Source organism: Spirosoma oryzae (assembly GCF_003002825.1).
GTDB classification, from domain to species: Bacteria; Bacteroidota; Bacteroidia; order Cytophagales; family Spirosomataceae; genus Spirosoma; species Spirosoma oryzae.
The window spans coordinates 220282-238029 of sequence record NZ_PVTE01000006.1; the positions used below are offsets into that span (position 1 = coordinate 220282).

At 57.0% G+C, this 17748-nt stretch carries 13 protein-coding genes; 5 read left to right on the forward strand and 8 right to left on the reverse strand.

Going from position 1 to position 17748, the window contains the following annotated elements; all coding sequences use genetic code 11:
• Positions 1 to 95 precede the first annotated feature (95 nt).
• Positions 96 to 824: an SDR family NAD(P)-dependent oxidoreductase gene (locus tag CLV58_RS09040; RefSeq protein WP_245882278.1), complete on the forward strand. Its 729-nt coding sequence runs from the start codon at positions 96 to 98 to the stop codon at positions 822 to 824.
• Between the two features lie 199 nt (positions 825 to 1023).
• Here CLV58_RS09040 and CLV58_RS09045 read toward each other — a convergent pair whose 3' ends face one another.
• From CLV58_RS09045 to CLV58_RS09055, 3 genes are all read right to left on the reverse strand, one after another.
• Positions 1024 to 1380 (reverse strand): hypothetical protein, encoded by a 357-nt coding sequence (locus tag CLV58_RS09045; RefSeq protein WP_106137465.1) that lies wholly within the window; start codon positions 1378 to 1380, stop codon positions 1024 to 1026.
• Between the two features lie 12 nt (positions 1381 to 1392).
• A complete protein-coding gene (locus CLV58_RS09050) occupies positions 1393 to 1740 on the reverse strand; it encodes a hypothetical protein (RefSeq protein WP_106137466.1) in 348 nt (115 codons plus the stop codon).
• 79 nt (positions 1741 to 1819) lie between these two features.
• A complete protein-coding gene (locus CLV58_RS09055; RefSeq protein ID WP_245882279.1) occupies positions 1820 to 2158 on the reverse strand; it encodes a hypothetical protein in 339 nt (112 codons plus the stop codon).
• 142 nt (positions 2159 to 2300) lie between these two features.
• Here CLV58_RS09055 and arfB point away from each other — a divergent pair, with 142 nt between their 5' ends.
• Positions 2301 to 2705 (forward strand): alternative ribosome rescue aminoacyl-tRNA hydrolase ArfB, encoded by a 405-nt coding sequence (arfB, locus tag CLV58_RS09060; protein ID WP_106137467.1) that lies wholly within the window; start codon positions 2301 to 2303, stop codon positions 2703 to 2705.
• A 2-nt stretch (positions 2706 to 2707) separates the two neighbouring features.
• Here arfB and CLV58_RS09065 read toward each other — a convergent pair whose 3' ends face one another.
• The 4 genes from CLV58_RS09065 to CLV58_RS09080 all read right to left on the reverse strand — a co-directional run bounded on the left by CLV58_RS09065 (position 2708) and on the right by CLV58_RS09080 (position 8726).
• Positions 2708 to 3406 carry a 3-keto-disaccharide hydrolase gene (locus CLV58_RS09065; protein WP_106137468.1) on the reverse strand — a complete coding sequence of 233 codons (699 nt, stop codon included), beginning with the start codon at positions 3404 to 3406 and terminating at the stop codon, positions 2708 to 2710.
• 108 nt (positions 3407 to 3514) lie between these two features.
• Entirely contained in the window at positions 3515 to 4453 is a 939-nt protein-coding gene (locus CLV58_RS09070) for a hypothetical protein (protein ID WP_106137469.1), read from the reverse strand.
• A 63-nt stretch (positions 4454 to 4516) separates the two neighbouring features.
• The gene (locus CLV58_RS09075) at positions 4517 to 7498 is read right to left on the reverse strand and encodes an FAD-binding and (Fe-S)-binding domain-containing protein (protein WP_106137470.1); all 2982 of its coding nucleotides are present in this window, start codon (positions 7496 to 7498) and stop codon (positions 4517 to 4519) included.
• A gap of 154 nt (positions 7499 to 7652) precedes the next feature.
• Positions 7653 to 8726 carry a DUF4097 family beta strand repeat-containing protein gene (locus tag CLV58_RS09080; RefSeq protein WP_106137471.1) on the reverse strand — a complete coding sequence of 358 codons (1074 nt, stop codon included), beginning with the start codon at positions 8724 to 8726 and terminating at the stop codon, positions 7653 to 7655.
• Positions 8727 to 9090: 364 nt separating this feature from the next.
• On the opposite strand from CLV58_RS09080, the gene CLV58_RS09085 reads away from it, so the two are divergent.
• Positions 9091 to 9450 (forward strand): hypothetical protein, encoded by a 360-nt coding sequence (locus tag CLV58_RS09085; protein ID WP_106137472.1) that lies wholly within the window; start codon positions 9091 to 9093, stop codon positions 9448 to 9450.
• Positions 9451 to 9565: 115 nt separating this feature from the next.
• On the opposite strand, the gene CLV58_RS09090 is transcribed toward CLV58_RS09085, so the two are convergent.
• Positions 9566 to 12583, reverse strand: coding sequence for a DPP IV N-terminal domain-containing protein (locus tag CLV58_RS09090; protein WP_245882280.1), 3018 nt, complete (start codon positions 12581 to 12583; stop codon positions 9566 to 9568).
• A gap of 426 nt (positions 12584 to 13009) precedes the next feature.
• Between CLV58_RS09090 and CLV58_RS09095 the strand changes: the two genes are divergently transcribed.
• Positions 13010 to 16255 (forward strand): SusC/RagA family TonB-linked outer membrane protein, encoded by a 3246-nt coding sequence (locus CLV58_RS09095; protein ID WP_106137473.1) that lies wholly within the window; start codon positions 13010 to 13012, stop codon positions 16253 to 16255.
• A 15-nt stretch (positions 16256 to 16270) separates the two neighbouring features.
• Positions 16271 to 17716 carry a SusD/RagB family nutrient-binding outer membrane lipoprotein gene (locus CLV58_RS09100; protein ID WP_106137474.1) on the forward strand — a complete coding sequence of 482 codons (1446 nt, stop codon included), beginning with the start codon at positions 16271 to 16273 and terminating at the stop codon, positions 17714 to 17716.
• Positions 17717 to 17748: the final 32 nt, after the last annotated feature.

Here is a 17748-nt window from a genome sequence, read left to right on the forward strand (position 1 = left end):
AGGGGCTGACCGGTAAAGAATGCGTTTGCCAGCTTCACTGGAATAACGTACGGCTTTGGCTGTTTGTTGATACAGATTGGTCGTATGTTTACCCAATGAAAACGGCTCCTAGAACAATACTGATTACTGGTGCATCGACAGGGATCGGCTACGGGGCCGCCCGGCAATTTGCCCAGCGGGGGTACACTGTCTTTGCGGGCGTTCGTAACCCCACTGATGCTGACCGACTCTCGGCAGAACTGGGACCGAATGTGGTTCCCGTACTGCTCGACGTAACAGACGACGTATCTGTACACGCTGTAGCCCAGCAACTAACCGAGCGACTAGCTGGTATGGGTTTGGGTGGACTAATCAACAATGCGGGCATTGCTATCGGCGGACCGCTACAGGAACAGCCATTAGACGTCGTTCAGCAGCATTTCGACGTCAACGTGTTGGGGGTACTGCGTGTCACGCAGGCTTTTTTGCCGCTGCTCGGGGCGCGTGCCAATCATCCGGTTGCGCCGGGCCGGATTCAGATGATCAGTTCGGTAAACGGTCAGGTAGCCATTCCGTTCATGGGCGCTTACGTCGGATCGAAACACGCGCTGGAAGGCTTATCGCATAGCCTGCGTCGGGAATTACGGCTGTTTGGCGTATCGGTCGTGATTGTGGGGCCGGGGGCGGTTAAGACACCCATCTGGGGAAAAGGAACCAACATTGAGCGGTACCGAAACAGTCTGTATTTTCCGGCTATGCAATGGTTTGCCAAACAGGTGAAGCAGTCCGAAGAAAACGGCCTGTCAATCGATTATCTAGGCGAACGGCTCGTGCAGATCCACTAAACACGCCGGCCACGTATCCGCTACGCGATCGTCCCGAAACCGGTAGCCGGCTGGCTGATTTCGCGGTTGCCCCACCGACTGTTCGACCAACTCATCGGCCGGTTGAGTGGATTACGTAGCAGCTAGATTGACCTCTGAAAAGTGAAAGGGGCGGGAGAATCAGTCGTGTTCTCCCGCCCCCTCTTGTAACCTGTTTTCGTTACGCCTGCGCTGCGTGTAACTTACCCGCCAGGTCCTGCAAGGAAGCAGCCAGTGCCTGCAAGCGAGTCACCATATCGCCTTCGGAGCCAACGTTCGCGCTGAGTTCGGTAACCTGATGCGCGAGGTCCTGTAGGACTGGTTCGAGGTCGGCCGGCGTTGTACCAGGTTCACTAATCATAGCCCGCAACGTTTCCAGCGATTGCGCCAGATCCGTGGTATTGATACCCTCGCGCAGAATGTCGATCCATTTCGTCAGGACATCGGTTCCGGCTGCGGCATCGGCAGGAATCGCTTCAGGATTCAGTACCGCCATCGTCTCATCGAGCAGCTCGGCAAATTCTTCCGGCGTAGTCATAAAAAGAGTCGGTTAGAGTTGGCTGCTGACATTACGTAGCACCGTAACCAGTTGCTTGAGCTGACTTTCGACAGCGGGTTCGATCGTCGGCTCGTGCGACAGGGCGGCCGTATGGCTTGCCATGCTCAGCAGCAAATGACGAATTTGATCGCCGTCGGGTTTGGGTTCTTTCAGCAGGTCGCGCAGGGTAGCAATCTCCGCCAGAATCCGTTCGGCACCGACGTCGCCCCGCAACGCGTTCAACCAGCCTTCCAACAGTAGCGTGCCCCGCTCGGCGGTAAGGGTTGTTACATTGCCTTTGCCAAATGCACCCAGCGTGTCGTTCAGCATACGCTGCTCCAGTGTTGCTTGTCCTTCCATAGTGTAGTGATTTTAAAAAGTAACGCATTGGCCGACTAGGTGATGGGAGAACCACCCGATCGTGTCGGCCAAATTAGAATTAACTGCCGAATTGACGAAGTATTTTCGACAGGCTTTCGAGCTTGCCCGTCCAGGTGCCTTCGGCGTTTGGTCCTTCGGCTGCGGCCTGCGTTTCGTCAGCCAGGCTGCGTAACAGCCCTTTAACGGTGGCTTCGTCAGGTTGCGGATTTTGCAATTCGTCGCGTAGCTGACTGAGTTGTTCCTCGACCTGCCCAACGTTTATGTCGGTCTGTAGGGCCAGCAGCCAGCCGTCAATCAGGTTGACGCCCTGAGCGGCTGTCATGTCGGTTGCCTTGCCACCCTGAAACAAGAGGAGCGTGTCTTCGAGCATGCGCTCTTCCAATATATTCGATCCCATACCAATATGCAGTAAACAGGTGGTTTTGTCTGTTACTAAACCGCCTGTTTACTGGTTTGTTTTATCAGCCCGGTACATTCAGAAAACGGAGTCTATTGGCCAAACCCGTATGTTTACGGACTAATTGCTGCATCAACGACACATGAAACTACCTGATCTCAGCCCGGAAATTCGCTATCAGTTTGCCCGTAGCGGTGGCGCGGGTGGACAGAACGTCAACAAGGTGGCCACGAAGGCCGAACTCCGCTTCGACCTGCAAAACTCAACGCTACTAACCGATGAGCAAAAAGCCGTGCTGGCGCAAAAACTGGCGACCAAGCTGACAACCGATGGTGAGTTGGTGCTGACGCATCAGACGGAGCGTACCCAACTGGCCAATCGCGAGAAAGTCACGACCAAGTTTTACCAGTTGTTGCAGAAAGCGTTTGAGCAACCCAAAGCCCGGCGCGCCACGAAGCCGTCGAAAGCGGCCGTTGCCGAACGAATCAGCGAAAAGAAGCGCAAGGGCGACGTGAAAGCAACCCGCCGACGCGTCGACCCGGACTGATTCTACAACTCCTTGATGCGAATATTGCGGAACCAGACTTTTTCGCGTGGGTTGTGGTTTTGCAGCGCGATCTTGCCTTTGGCGTGTGGTGTCGCATAGGCCCAGTCTTTGAATTTGCTTTTGGCAACCATGGCTTTCCACTCGTCGGAACCGTACTGGTAATCCGCGACTTTCTTGCCGTTGAGGAAGTGCTCTACATGGTTGTTGTTGACAACGATTCGGCCTTTGTTCCACTCACCCGCAGGTTTTACGGCGTTCAGGTTGGCAGGAGGAATCATGTCGTAGTTAGCACCCGACAGTTGTGTTGGCTTGAGCGGATAAATTTCGCCTTTCTCGTTGAGGTACCCCTTGTCGTCGATGATCTGAAATTCCGGGCCGGACATGTACGTTGAGCGCAGGTCCGGGTTCTCAATGACTTTGTAGACAACGCCACTGTTGCTGCCTTTCGGGATCTTGAAGTCGAACTCCAGATCGAAGTTTTCGTACTCTTTGTTAGTAACGAGGTCGCCACCGGTGCCGTCGGGGACCAGCGAGCCATCTTCGATATTCCAGCCAACGACTTTGTCTTTCTGGTAGCTGTGCCAGCCGCTCACGTTTTTGCCGTCGAACAGGGAGATCCACTTGTCTTTTGGTGAAAGAAAGGCTGTCAGGAAGACGACGCAGAACAATTCGGCGATAAGTAATTTTGTTTTCTTGTTCATGGGGTTCAGTTAATTGTGACCGCTTAAATGTACAGAAAAAGCACGAGGTGGTGTCGGCTTACCCAACACCACCTCGCGCGACTTGTCACAAATCGATTGGGCGATCAACTAACTGGCCATCTCGCGAGCAGCCTGCGGATCATTGTATGGACGATCCAGCCCATCCGTCGATTTCTGGTCCGAGCGGTCGCTGCCGTCGATCATGTCCTGCGCCTGCACGGAACTTTCGTCCATCATCTCGCGGGGCATCTTACGCGACTCGCGCCCTTCCTCGGGTCGTTCGCCGGGCTGGTATTCCTCGTTGTCTTTCGCGTTTACGTCATACGGATGGGCCGAATCGCCGGTGTCAGGCTGTTCGTCGCCGGGGCCGGTGCCCATACCTTCGCGCTGGGTGTCAGGTGCAGCGTTGCCAGCCGTGTAAGTCCGGTTACGCTGCTGAAACCCGATCTGGTGCGACCGGTCAGGCTGTTCGGGTTCCTGAATTTCGGGCGTCTCGGGCTTCGGCGTACCCGGCAGGTCCGGAATTTCCGGACCGGGCGATGGGGGCGTCGGCGGTACGGGCTGACTTGGATCGGGGGGCGTCACCGGACCTGGTGTACCCGGCGTTGGCGGCACCATATCGCCCCGAACGACAAACGTGCTGGTTGGCGTACGCTTGTCATCATCTTCTGATGGCAGGCCCGTGTTTACCGTGGCACCAGCGTCAGGATTACCCGTAATTTCCGCTTCGGCTTCCGGATTCTCAGGTACGTCGTCTGCGATGATGCCTTCACCCGCGTCTTCGGCGCGCAGGCTGGCATCGGCGTTTTCGTAGGTCAGCCCCTTGGATTGATCGCCGTTGAAGCCACGCTCGTCGTCGTCGCTGTATCGGTTGCTGAGTTGATCGTCGGCTACGTCGTCTTCGGTATCGCCGAACGGGGTCAGCTTACCATCAACGAGTTTCACCATATTTGTTTCCCCCTGGTCGGCTCCGAATTTGGTGGCTGCGTTTTCATTCGACACCATATCGGCCTGTTGTGCGCCGTCGCTGAGTGATGAATTTTCCATGACTACTGGGTTTAATGTTGTCCCTAAAAAACCCACTGATACGGAAAAGGTTTTGCCGGTAACTCAGCGCAGGGCGTCGAACAGGATTTCGGCCGGATGCTGCGCGTGGCGGTGCGTACCATCCTTGATCTGATGGCGACAACTGGTACCGGCCGCCGAGATGAGGACGTCGTCGGTCAGCTGACGAACGGCGGGAAAGAGCACCAACTCGCCGATCTGCATCGACAGCGCATAGTGTTCGGTTTCGTAGCCGAACGACCCCGCCATACCGCAGCAGCCCGACGGAATCAGCTGCACTGTATAATTCGCTGGTAATGAGAGCGCCTTTTTCACCGGTACCATGCTCGACAAAGCTTTCTGGTGGCAGTGGCCGTGTACCCGTACCTGTCGCGCATCGGTTGTGAAGGCGTCGGGCCGAATGCGTTTGGCGTCGGCCTCGCGGGCAACCCATTCCTCCAGCAGAAAGGTGTTTTTCGCAATATGCTGCGCAGTTGCTTTCAGATCGGTAGGTACCAGATCGGGGTATTCGTCGCGGAAGGTCAGAATCGCCGATGGTTCCAGCCCAATCAGGGGGGTATCGTCGGAGACGAGGTCTTTCAACAGCGTTACGTTACGAATGGCGAGTTGCTGCGCGTCAGCGACCAGTCCTTTCGACAGATACGTCCGGCCACTTTCGGCATGCTCGGGAATGGTAACCGTGTAGCCCAGTCGTTCGAGCAACTGAACCGCTTTCTGGCCGACTTCAACGTCGTTGAAATTGGTGAACTCATCAGCGAACAGCAGGACGGACGTCTGTTTACGGGTTACGGTATTGGGTATACGACTTTCAGTGGGGCGACTTCGAAACCACTGCCGGAGCGTTGTTTTGGCCAGGGCAGGCATGGTACGGTCCGGGTGAAAACCGACGGTGCGATTGGCCAGTCGGCGCAGGGCAGGGGTATCGTAAATGGCGTTGTAAGCCCAGGGTACTTTGCTCGCCAGCGACATCAGTCGCGTGAAGTTGCCGACCAGCCGCGCCCGCATCGGAACGCCCGACTCGCGGTACTGCTGCTGGGTAAATTCCGCTTTCATGCGGGTCATGTCGACACTGCTCGGGCATTCGGCTTTACACGCTTTGCAGGACAAACACAGATCGAGCACATCTTTAACGGCTGCATAGTCGGCTGTCGATGGTGTTTCCTGACTGGTGTAAAAGTGCCGCAGCATGTTGGCGCGGGCGCGGGTGGTGTCGTGCTCGCGTCGGGTGGCCATGTAACTGGGGCACATGGTACCGCCCGAAATTTCGGTCTTGCGACAGTCGCCGGAGCCGGAGCATTTTTCGGCCAGTTCCAGCAGGCCACCGTCTTTCGCGAAGTCGAATACCGTATTCGGTTGCGGAATCTCGACGTCGGCTTCGGACCGTAAAAATTCATTCATCGGCGGTGTGTCGACTACTTTGCCGGGATTGAACGTATTGTGGGGGTCCCACAGCGCTTTCACTGCCTTACAGCGTTCGTAGTTTTCGGCCCCGAGCATGAAGGCGATGCACTCGCCCCGCAGCCGTCCGTCGCCGTGTTCACCCGATAGCGAGCCACCGTATTTCTTTACCAGTTGCGCCGTATCCATCAGTAAGGCACGGAAAGTCGTGCGCCCCGCCGACGATTTCAGGTCGATGAGGGGTAAGACGTGAATTTCACCCGCGCCGGCATGGGCCGAATATTCCAGCTTCAGGCCGTGTTGCTCCCAGGCCATTTTGTCCAGTTCGTCGATGTAGTCGGGCAGATCGTGTACGTCGACGGCGGTGTCTTCGATGACGTTGGCAGGCTTGGCTTTGCCGGGGATGTTGTACATGATGCTCAACCCCGCTTTCCGCAGCGCCCACGGCTTTTTCGTGTCGTCGTCGAACAGCACCGGATAGGCATAGCCCAGGTTCTTTGCCTGTAGCGCCTGCACAAAGGCGGCACTTTTCCGGCGAACGCCATCGGCCGTCGTGTCGAAAAATTCGACCATCAGAATCGCTTTTGGATCACCCTCTACGAAGGCGCGATTCTTAGCCTGCTCGATATTTGTTTTGGTCAGTTGCAGGATGTAGTCGTCGACTAGTTCGGAGGCTGCACACTGATGATCGAGCGCTACCAGATTGGCTTCCAGCGATTCCCGGATCGTGACGAAGTGGGCGCAGACCAGCGCCGTCTCAGCGGGTGGCAGCGGCAGCAGATTCAGCTTTGCTTCCGTGATAAAGCAGAGCGTACCTTCTGATCCGGCAATCAGCCGGGCAAAGTTGAACGTTGCCGACGCATCCGGCTGATCGTTCCAAAAGGACAGAAATTCGTCCAGTGCGTAGCCCGTGTTGCGTCGCGTAACCGTTGGTTTGGGGTAGCCGTCGCGGATGGATTGCCGGGCGACGGGGTCCGACAGCCAGTCGCGGAACTGGGCGTACAACCGCTGTTCAAGGGGACTGACAATGGTTTCACCCCGGCATTTGGCATCGAACTGCGCGCGCGACAACGCGCCGAACGTAACCTCCGCGCCATCACTCAGCACAACCTTTACTTCCAGCAAGTGGTCGCGGGTGGTACCCCAGATAATCGAGTGCAGGCCACAGGAGTTGTTGCCGATCATACCCCCGATCATTGCGCGGCTGGCGGTACTGGTTTCGGGACCGAACAGCAGGCCGTGGGGCTTGAGAAAGGCATTCAGATCGTCGCGGATGACGCCCGGCTGCACACGGACCCATCGGTTGCCTGCGTCGACTTCGACAATCTGTCCGAAGTGGGTCGAGATGTCGACAACGATACCGCTGCCCACAACCTGTCCGGCCAATGACGTACCCGCTGCCCGTGGAATCAAACCGAGCCGATGCTGTTGCGCAAAGCGCAGCAACCGTTTGATGTCAGCAACCGATTTTGGCAGCGCCACGGCGATGGGGATCTCCTGATACACCGAGGCATCGGTTGCGTAGAGCAATCGTTGCGCTGTATGGGCAGGGGACTCATCGAAGTACAACTCCCCGTCGAACGACGGCAGCAGGCTGGCAAACGGAACAGGGTTGGGCAAACGAAACATGACAACGGGATCGATCAGTCTGTAAAGATACGAAAACCCCGCCCCGGCAATAGTGTGCCGAAGCGGGGTTTTGCGATGAAGGAAGACTGTGGATTGACCAGCCAGTGGTGTCAGGGTCGTAACCTGACACCACTGTTGCGTTGCCAGGGTCCGCTTAGTTGATCGATACCGAGCCCACACTGGCCGAGATGTCGACAGGAATGCCACCGCCGTTCAGCCGACCCCGTACGCGGTCTTTCTGGATGTCGCCGTCGAAGTTCCGCAGGTTGGGCAGGTTGACCCGGTTGCCACTCAGGTTAAGCGTCAGTCCCTTGTTGAGCGGCATCTGGACGTGTACGCTACCCACGCTGGTGTTCAGTTTGACGTGTTTGCCAAGTTCGGCCAGGCTTACGTCGATGGAACCGGCGCTGGTGCTGGCGTCGATACTACCGGCAATGTCCGACAGCCGAACCGACCCCCCCGAAGTGCTGGCAATAATGTCACCGTCGATGTGATTGCCCCGCACGCTGCCACCGCTGGTCTGCGCGTCGATGTCGCCTTTCAAGTCGTCCAGGTTGATGCTGCCCCCCGATGTGTGCAGCCGCATTTTACCCGATGAAGCGCGGGCTTCGATCGAACCGCCTGACGTTTGCAGGTCAAGACCACCGTCGCGTTCGGTCTGGTTGCAGCGGTTCATGTGAATGCTGCCGCCGGATGTCTGCCCGTTCAGGCTCCCCTGAATATCGTCGATGTGCAGACTACCCCCGCTGGTGCGGAACCGCTGATTCCCCGTCAGCGCCGACAGGTGAATGCTGCCCCCCGAGGTACGCATGTCCGACGATACCCGCCGTGGGGTGTAGAATACAAAGCTGATGCTCACCGAGCGCTTCCAATCGTTGTTGTTGTTGCTGCGTCGTTTAGCGGTGGCCACGAGGGTACTACCTTCCTGCGCAATGGTGATGTCGTAGTCTTTCAGGCGCTCTTCGATCTCCGCTTTGTCGAGTTCGTTGCGCCCATTCCAGTTGTTGGGTCGAACAAACATCTCAACTTTTGCGCCCTGACCCGAGCCGCCTTCGATGGTCAGACTACCACCCGACGTTTCGGCCTTTACGGCGTTGACAGTGCCCGAGAAATTTTTCGTCAGATAAGGGGTATCCCGTCCGTCGCGGATGCGGGTAGTGGGCGTAAAGGCAGACAGCGACAGGGCGCCGGCCGTGAGTAGGGATAGTAGGAAGTAATTGCGGGTCATGGCGTTGTAGGTTTGATGCGTTATGGATGCAAGTCCGGCTCAAAACGTTGCGTGTCGTCGTAGAAATTTTGTCTTGAGCAGTTTAATACTACGTGCCAATGGTCGTGCCAAAGAGGTAACGAGTTGATGGTTAGGTGGTTGGCTGTGTTGGTCTGTGTCCGTTTTTGAACAGGCTGGACAGGCTGCGTCCAATCGCGAACGGACTGCCCAAAGCGTGGTAGCGAGCAATGCCGTACCAGCTAGTGCATAGATTATCGCGCTGGTGTAACCTTACCGGGAAATGATAGTCACAATGAGTATGTAGCGAAAGCATCGGTATGTTGGGTTGAACCAACCGGACTAGCGAGCGCATTGGCGAAAACCTATGACGATAAAAACAACCATACTTATCAACGAATTACGACAGGGGGCCGAGCTGCAACCACAGCATGTTCTGACGAACTGGGCCGAATCGATAGAACGATTGCACCTTGAGTTTGATCGACTCAATGCCTGCGCAATGAAGCTCATCACGGAAAGACCTGCGAAGGCGTACACGGGATTATGTCCTGTTTCCCAGATTTTCCAGTTGCTGAAAGACATGAACTGGCAACTGACCCAACTGCTGGAGCGTGCGGACGACCTGCCAAACCTGACGGATCTGTCAGCGCATACAGTATTGATCAATGCCCTGACAACGCGGGCTGCAATTGTGATTCAACTCGTCAACTGGCCTGCGTCGTAAAACGTCTCAAGCAAGCCTGTGATTAGCTGCGCACCCCGGTGCATCAGACCCGCCCATGCTGTTTGTCCATCAGCGGAGTGGGGCCTTGGTACGGTGGCGGGCCCGTGCCAGTAGATCAGGGTTTGGTCAAGAGTGTTTCCAGCGAATAGACCGTACCATTCTTGATAACCATTTCCACGTTCCAGGCGTCGCGGATGTGGGTAAGTGGATCACCGTCGACAATGACCAGATCAGCCAGTTTGCCTGCTTCGAGCGAACCCAGATCCCGACTGACGCCGACTGCTTCGGCGGCCCAGAGGGTGGCCGAGCGCAGGGCTTCGTAAGGCGTCAGTCCGGCGTCGACAAAGGTCTGTAACTCCGTATGCAGACTCATCCCGTACGGTACAAACGGGCTATCGGTACCCGTCGTGACATGCGCCCCCGCACCAATCAGCGTTTTAACGGTCTTTTGCAGGTTACCGAAATTGCTCAGGTAACCCGGATTGATTTTGGTGACCTGCGCGGCCCCGGCCTGTAGCGCGTTGGTGAAACTTTCGGAATAGAATGCCTTATATTGTTTGTTCTCGAAAAAATTAGGGTCGCGCCCAGCCACTACGTAGAAGCCTCCCTGTAGTGAAGCTGTGGGCGTGATATTCATGCCTGATTTGGCAATGAGTTGAATGACGTCCTGATAAGTGCGGTTCATGGCCGAAATTTTGGGTGAATACCCCCGTCGACTCGTACCGCCGATGTGCTCAACGGCGTCGACTTCGTAGCGCATGGCCGGGTAAATTTCGTGCGATGAAACGGGCATGCCGTGGGCGTGGGCAAAGCTCGTGATGCGCTGTTGCAGGGCATCGGGCATGCGGACGTAGGTTTTTATCAGGTCGAAGTCCAACCGCACGGATCGGTTCAGTTCACGGTCGAGCTGTTCGGGCGACGAGATACTGGTGGCCAGTCCGTAATAGATGCGGGTGCCGTCGGTCAGGCCACCGGTAAAGAACTGACGCGGCCCCGCCCGGCGATTGCTGGCCCACGACTCCTTTCGTTCGAGGGCGTCGTACGGATCGGCACCGGGTTCGCGCACGGAGGTAATGCCGTACGACAGCCACAACCGCCCCTGCTGTTCGCCCGACATCGCGCTTTGGTGCGAATGCATTTCAAACAGACCGGGAATGATTGTCTTGGTTGATGCGTCGATGACCCGGCCCGCCCGGCTGGCCCGGTGCGGTTCGATCGCGCGAATCCGGTTACCATCGATCAGAATGTCGACGTTGGTGCGGTATGTCGCCGAACGGCCGTCGAACACGCGCCCGGCATGAACGACCAATGAGCTGGTGGGGTTGGCGGGCTGCCATGTAAACTGCATCGGTACGGTTTCGGTCCGGTTATCGGCCAGGTACACCTGCCGTAGCGTGTCGGTGGCCAGATACAGCAACCGTTGCGAGTCGCCCGACCAGGTAGGTGAGTCGGCCAGTTCGGTCGTTAACTGCCGGGGCTTGCCGGTGATCGTACCGGTTTTGTCGGTGGGCGAAAGCCAAAGCAGCCCATCCTGGATGTACGCCATCCAGCGACCGTCGGGCGACCAGACCGGGCCGTTTTTGCCCCGCGTGCCGAGCGAATGTTCGGGGGTGGGCGTTACGTGCCGGTCGGCGGACCCATCGGCCGCTCCGTCGACACTGACGAGCGTGATTTCGTTGACCCCTTCGCGGTAGCGCGATGAATACACGTCCAGCGCTGACATGGCAATGGTCCGGCCGTCGGGTGACCAGCTTGGCTGACTCGGCACAAACATCGACTCGTGCTGCTTATCGATCTTACCCGTCGATACATCGACGGTGTGCAGCGTACCCCGCCCCCACATGTTGCGGGCGTCGCCCTGATAGAAGGCGATGCGTTTGCCGTCGGGCGACCAGCTCGGGAAGTTGATGTCGTCGGGCAGATCGACCAGCCGCTGATCCTGTCCTTTTTTTAGGTCGCGCACCCACAAATCCATATTGCCCTGTCGGTCAGACGTAAACGCCAGTTGTGACCCGTCGGGCGACCAGATGGGGTCGGCTTCGAGGTAGGCGTCGTTGGTGAGGGGTTGCGGTTTGGGGGTACCGATCGTCAACAGCCACAGGTCGCCGAGGGCTGCAAACACAATCCGCTTTCCATCGGGCGATAGGGTGGGGCCTTTGATGCCGCGCACCGGCCGGGCGGCTGTCGAGCTGAAGTCGTAGGTTTTGCGTTTGTAGGGTGTTCGACCCAACACGACCGTGGCCTGAAACGGAATGACTGTTGCGCCGGATTGCCCCAGTTTCTGCCGTTTCAGTTGCCCATCGGCGGTGTATAGGTATTCGGTGGGTGAAAACCAGGTGGCCCGAAACGGAAACACGTCTTCGGCGGATGTGGATACGGTAACCGGCTTGGCTCCGTCGACCGCTACACTGAACAGGCCACTCTGCTCTTTCGTCAGTGCGTTGTACAGGAGTTGTTTGCCATCGGGTGAAAAGGCCGGAGCGGCCAGCTTTGCCGTCGTGCCGTAGACCAGCTGTTCCTTCCCGTCGGCCGTCAGGCGGTACAGGCCGGGTGCGTCGGGGCGTTCCGAGACGAACGCGATCTGCGTACCGTCAGACGAAAAGGCCGGATTGTAATCGTTGGCTCCGTTGTTTGTTAGCTGGGTCAGCTTTCCATCCGCAAGGGTCAGCCGCCAGATGTCGTAGTTGCCGCTGCGGTCCGACGAAAACACGATCGACTTTCCATCGGGCGACCAGTGCGGTTCGCGGTCGTCGTACACACCCGTCGTCAGTTGCTTTCGCGTTCGGCCGGTTTTATCAACCATCCAGAGGTGATAACGACCATCCCAGAACGCATGAAAGACGACCCGGCTGCCATCGGGCGACCAGGCTGGTTGTCGACAGTCGCCGAGGGCGTCGGTGATGGGGCGGGCCGTACCACCCCGGCTCGGTACAAGCCAGATCGTGCCCTGCAAATCGGTAGCGATGGTGCTGCCGTCGGGCGACAGGGCTGCGGCCATGTTGGTGCCTTCCGTAACCGTAACCCGTAGCGAGTCGGCGCCCACAGCCTGACAAGCCGAGCCTGCCATCAGTGATAATGTCAACCAGCACAGTAGCATACTGGGTTGGCGGGTGAAAGCAGCCAGTTGATTCATTGTGGAGGGCGGTTAGTCGTTACGGGATTGAGTTGGCACACAAAGTGACTGGTCAAAAGTAAAAACCGGGCCCGTCGATGCAATGAAAATTGCGAAGTTTTTAATGATTATATTCTGGTATTAGCTGTTTAAAGACAATTATATTTTGATGTATGCCTTTAAAGTTATAACAAAATTCTAAAATAATATGAAAGATAGAATATTGTATGGTTTGCATATTGACAGGAGGTTGGTCGACTATTAAGTTTGGATTAAACCGATAGGGCGCACTGTCGACGCCCGCTGCCCGCTGCTTTCCGGATAACCACTGCGACTTGCGTTTTCGAGTCGCCGGGTACCACCTTGTCTTTTCAACCGGCTGGCCGTTGCTGATCGCTTACCGCTTCACCTATCAATTTTAGTGTGTTTCTAACCTGAATTCAATCTATGAAGAATCGTTTACTACTTGCTATGCTGGTCTTTGCGTTGGCCGTCCCGGTGCGGGGGTGGGCGCAGGGCCGAACGATCAAAGGCGTGGTCACGTCCGGCGAAGACAATGCTGCCCTGCCGGGGGTAAACGTGGTTATTAAAGGGACCACGACCGGTGCTTCGACCAATGCAGAAGGGGCCTACACGATCACGGTACCGGCCAATCAGCTTCGTAATGGGGCGCTGGTGTTTTCGTTTATCGGCATGAAAACGCTGGAGGTGCCAATGGGTAACCAAAGCACGATCAACGTCAAGCTGCAACGCGACGAAACCTCACTCGATGAAGTAATCGTCAGCGCCCTGGGATTCAAGGAAAACGCGGATAAACTGGGGGCGACGGCGTCCAAGATTGACGCTAAAGACATCGTGCGGTCGGGCGAAACGGGCGTCATCAACGGTATGGCTGGGAAAGCCGCCGGGGTACTCATCACGCGGTCGGCGGGTGATCCCGGCGCGGGGTCGTACATTCAGATTCGCGGACAGAACACCATCACCGGCTCGACACAGCCGCTGGTTATTGTCGACGGTATTCCAATCAGTAATTCGACGCTGGGCGATGGGTCGTCGGGCGTAACGCAGCAGTCGCGCCTGAACGATATCAACCCCGACGATATCGCGTCGATGCAGATTCTGAAGGGCGCATCGGCTGCGGCTTTGTGGGGGTCGCGGGCGGCCAACGGCGTAATCGTGATTACGACCAAAAAAGGGAGTAACGCCGACAAGGTCAATATTTCCTACAGTTCGACGGTGTCGTTCGACAAAGCGAACCGGCTGCATCCGCTGCAAACGGCCTATGGGCAAGGGTCGGGGGGCGTCTACAGCCCAACGAGTGCCTTTTCGTGGGGTGACAAGATTGCCGCCCGCGCCGGTGGAGAGGACGTAGTTAATACCACCGGACAGCGGTTTGAAGCCTACAACGGGCAGACAATTTACCCGATCATCACCAAAAATTCGCGCGAAACCTACAACGACGCGCGACTTGCCGAAGCCTTTCGCACCGGCACGTACATCGACAATAACCTGGCCATCAGCGGTGGGGGTGAAAAAGGTACGTTCTACCTGAGCATCGGCGATCTGCGGCAGAAAGGCATCATCAATGGGCAAAGCGATTACAAGCGCAGCACGGTCCGGTTCAACTCCGAACGACGTTTCAACAACATCTTTAAAGCGACGACCAACGCGACGTACGCACGGGTAACGTCGAACCGGATTCAGCGCAGCAATAGCATCAACGGGTTATACATCGGTATGCTGCGCAGCCCCGCTGACTTCGATAGTCGCCCTTATATCGGCAACTACTACGCGTCGCCGACGGCGAGTGCCATCCCCAACCGGCAGCGGTCGTACCGGAATTACCTCGGTGCGTCGTCGAATCCGGTGTACAACGACCCCCTGTGGGCCATCAACCAGCTGACTAACTATTCGGAGGTCGACCGGTTTATTCTGAGTTCAGAACTGCTGATTACGCCCGGCTCGTGGTTCGATGTTACGGCGCGGGCTGGTATCGACGCCAACACCGATCACCGCATCACGAACTATCCGGTCAACTCGGCCATCAACAGCGGGCTGGGTTCGTTCGAAGAAGCCATCTACAAAGAGTCGGAGATGAACGCCGACCTGATTGGGCGGGCCTTCCGGGACTTTGGCAAGAATATTACCAGTACGCTGATTGTCGGGTTCAACATCAACGACCGAAAATACCTGAACCTGGGTGGCACGATGAACACGTTTATCATCGCCGACGCACCGCCCAATTTCGGCAATTCGCTGTCAGCCAACGATCAGCCGTACCGTACGACGACCCACCGGCGGATGGCCCGGCTATATTCGACGCTGAACGTAGGCTTCTACAACCAATTGTTCATCAACGCATCGCTGGCGGGGGAGTCCGGCTCGACCTTTGGTAGTCAGACTCAGTCGACGTTCTACTATCCGTCGGCCGACGTAGCCTGGCAGTTTACGCAACTGCCCCTGTTTCGTGACAATTCGATTCTGTCGTTTGGTAAGCTGCGGGCCTCGTACGGCGTGGTGGGTGTACAGCCTGATGCGTACCGTAACACGACGACTTACGTCAATGCGTCGTACAGTAGCTGGGCCAGTACGCTCAGCGGGGCCGGTTATGGCAACGGCGCTTACGTGCGCAGTAGTCGGCAGGGCGACCCGTACCTGCGCCCCGAACGCAAGACCGAGTACGAACTCGGGGCTGACCTGCGCTTCCTCAACAACAAGCTGACGGCGGGTTTCACTTACTACCGCAACGAAATCAACGACCTGCTGCTCGATGTCGCCACCGCTGGTTCGACGGGCTATACGTCGAAATACACCAACGCCGGCTCGATGATGAACAAGGGCTGGGAGCTGGATCTGAGCTACAACCTGCTGCAAACCAAAAATTTCAACTGGACTGTGTCAGGCAACCTGAGCCGCAACGTCAACACGGTAACCAACCTGGCCGGTACCGACATCATCACGCTCGGTGGATTTAGTAGTACAGCGTCGACGGTCGCGCGGGTGGGCTACGCCATGTCATCGCTCTACGGTGGCACGTACATGCGCAACGACGACGGGTCGCTGACGCTCAACGCCAATGGCTTTCCGCAGGTAGCCTCATCGTTCGGCGTCATCGGTAACCCAAATCCCAACTACCGGGGTGGGTTCGGTACGAATCTGTCGTACAAAAAACTGTCGCTCAACGTGCTGTTCGAGACGTTTCAGGGGGGCGACTTCTATACCGGTACACAGGGTGTGTTAACGTATTTCGGCACCCACGCCGACGTTGGTAACGAGGTTACGCTGACCCAGCCGCTGAAAAACTACGCGGGGCAGACCGTCGCGGCCGGAACGACGGTGCGCGGGGCAATCCAGGACTTCGGTGCCGGTCCGGTCCTGCTCGACCAATCGTACTACACGTCCATCGGGGGCGGATTCAGCACGCTGGTGGAGCAGTTTATTAAAGACGGCAGTTGGACCCGTCTGCGCGAACTGTCGCTGGGCTACAGCTTCTCATCGCCCGGTTTTCGCCGGAAGACCAAACTCCAGTCGATTGATTTCACCGTAACGGGCCGCAATCCGATACTATGGACGAAGATCGCGGGTATCGACCCGGAAACGGCGCTGAACGGCGCAAGCAACTCGCGGGGACAGGATTATTTCAACAGTCCCAATACAAAGTCGCTGCTGTTTAGTCTGAAAATCAACTACTAACCCACCCACCCACGTATGAAACGCCTGTATATGACCGGAGTTAGCCTGCTGCTCAGCCTGTGGGTATCGTCCTGTTCTTCCATTGTCGACAACCTGAACGTCGACCCGAATAACCCGACAAGTTCGACGGCCAGTCTGCTGCTGACGGGTACCGAAATTGCCAACATGGCCCTGCAGGAAGGTATGGCCAGCCGCCTGACGACCATCTGGGACGGCTACCTGACCGGAGCCGACCGGCAGTGGCTCGATTACTACAATTACAACGTATCGGCCGGAATTTACGACACCGACTGGAACCTGGCGTTTGCGGGTGTCAACGCCAATGCGCTGCTGACCATCGAACAGGCCAATGCGCTGGGTAACCGGAAAATGGCGGCTATCGCCAAGATTCTGCGGGCCAATGCGCTGGCGACCGCCACCGAACTCTGGGGAGATATTCCCTTCGATCAGGCGAGTAACAACGCGCTGTACCCTAACCCGGCGTTCGAGCCGCAGGCCACCGTGTACACGAAACTCATCGCCCTACTCGACGACGCCATTGCCGACCTGAATTCGGGGCTGGGTACCGTTTCGACGGAGGATATTCACTTCGGGGGCGACGCGACGAAGTGGAAGCAGGTCGCCTACACGCTCAAAGCCCGGCTGCTGACCGATACGAAGCAGTACGACGCGGCTTACACGGCGGCAATGAGCGGAGTCAGTGCCTACGCCAACTCGCTCTACGCGCCCCACGGCACAACGGCCAACGTCAATCAGAACCAGTTTTACACCTTTTTGACGATCCAGCGAACGGGCGATATCTACGCGGTGGGGGCTTACAACGTGGGGCTGCTCAACCCCGCCGGTAAGCGCTACCGGGGCAATAGCAAGACCGTTGAAACGGCCCGCTACCGGTTCTATTACCTGGAAAATGGCGTCAATACGCCGGGTAAGATCGAACCCAACACGTCGAGTTCAGCGACCGCGAGCGGCTTCTTCGCGCAGGCTGCCAGTTTCCCGCTCGTGACGTATCAGGAAAATAGCCTGACGCTGGCGGAGATGGCGCTGCGGAGTGGTAAAGGGTTTGCTACGGCACTCGGCCATTTAAACGCATACCGGGCCTTTCTGAACGGGGGCGGCTATATCAGTTTGACCTACCTGACAACGGGAACTTACAAATACGATGCCTACGTCGCGGCCGATTTTGCCAGCGGAGGTATCGAAAACGCTGACGGGCTTACGGACGACAATGCACTGCTGCGTGAGATCCTGCAGGAACGGTACGTGTCGTTCTACGGGCAGCACATTGGCTGGAACGACGAACGCCGGACGCGCAACGAAGCCGTCGGGATTAAACTAACGCCCAATACCGGGTCGCAGTTGCCGTGGCGGTTTATCTATTCGCAGAACGAACTAAACTCGAACGCCAGCGCGCCAAAGCCGTTCCCCGTTACGTTCGACACCCCGGCGATTTATAAGTAAAGAAGGGTTTCTAAACACAGAGACACGGAGGT

Coding starts and splice junctions, on each gene's coding strand:
- CLV58_RS09040 (WP_245882278.1), top strand. CDS start 96: ATGAAAACGGCTCCTAGAACAATACTGATTACTGGTGCATCGACAGGG.
- CLV58_RS09100 (WP_106137474.1), top strand. CDS start 16,271: ATGAAACGCCTGTATATGACCGGAGTTAGCCTGCTGCTCAGCCTGTGG.
- CLV58_RS09055 (WP_245882279.1), bottom strand. CDS start 2,158: ATGGGATCGAATATATTGGAAGAGCGCATGCTCGAAGACACGCTCCTC.
- CLV58_RS09065 (WP_106137468.1), bottom strand. CDS start 3,406: ATGAACAAGAAAACAAAATTACTTATCGCCGAATTGTTCTGCGTCGTC.
- CLV58_RS09080 (WP_106137471.1), bottom strand. CDS start 8,726: ATGACCCGCAATTACTTCCTACTATCCCTACTCACGGCCGGCGCCCTG.
- CLV58_RS09095 (WP_106137473.1), top strand. CDS start 13,010: ATGAAGAATCGTTTACTACTTGCTATGCTGGTCTTTGCGTTGGCCGTC.
- CLV58_RS09050 (WP_106137466.1), bottom strand. CDS start 1,740: ATGGAAGGACAAGCAACACTGGAGCAGCGTATGCTGAACGACACGCTG.
- arfB (WP_106137467.1), top strand. CDS start 2,301: ATGAAACTACCTGATCTCAGCCCGGAAATTCGCTATCAGTTTGCCCGT.
- CLV58_RS09075 (WP_106137470.1), bottom strand. CDS start 7,498: ATGTTTCGTTTGCCCAACCCTGTTCCGTTTGCCAGCCTGCTGCCGTCG.
- CLV58_RS09090 (WP_245882280.1), bottom strand. CDS start 12,583: ATGAATCAACTGGCTGCTTTCACCCGCCAACCCAGTATGCTACTGTGC.
- CLV58_RS09085 (WP_106137472.1), top strand. CDS start 9,091: ATGACGATAAAAACAACCATACTTATCAACGAATTACGACAGGGGGCC.
- CLV58_RS09045 (WP_106137465.1), bottom strand. CDS start 1,380: ATGACTACGCCGGAAGAATTTGCCGAGCTGCTCGATGAGACGATGGCG.
- CLV58_RS09070 (WP_106137469.1), bottom strand. CDS start 4,453: ATGGAAAATTCATCACTCAGCGACGGCGCACAACAGGCCGATATGGTG.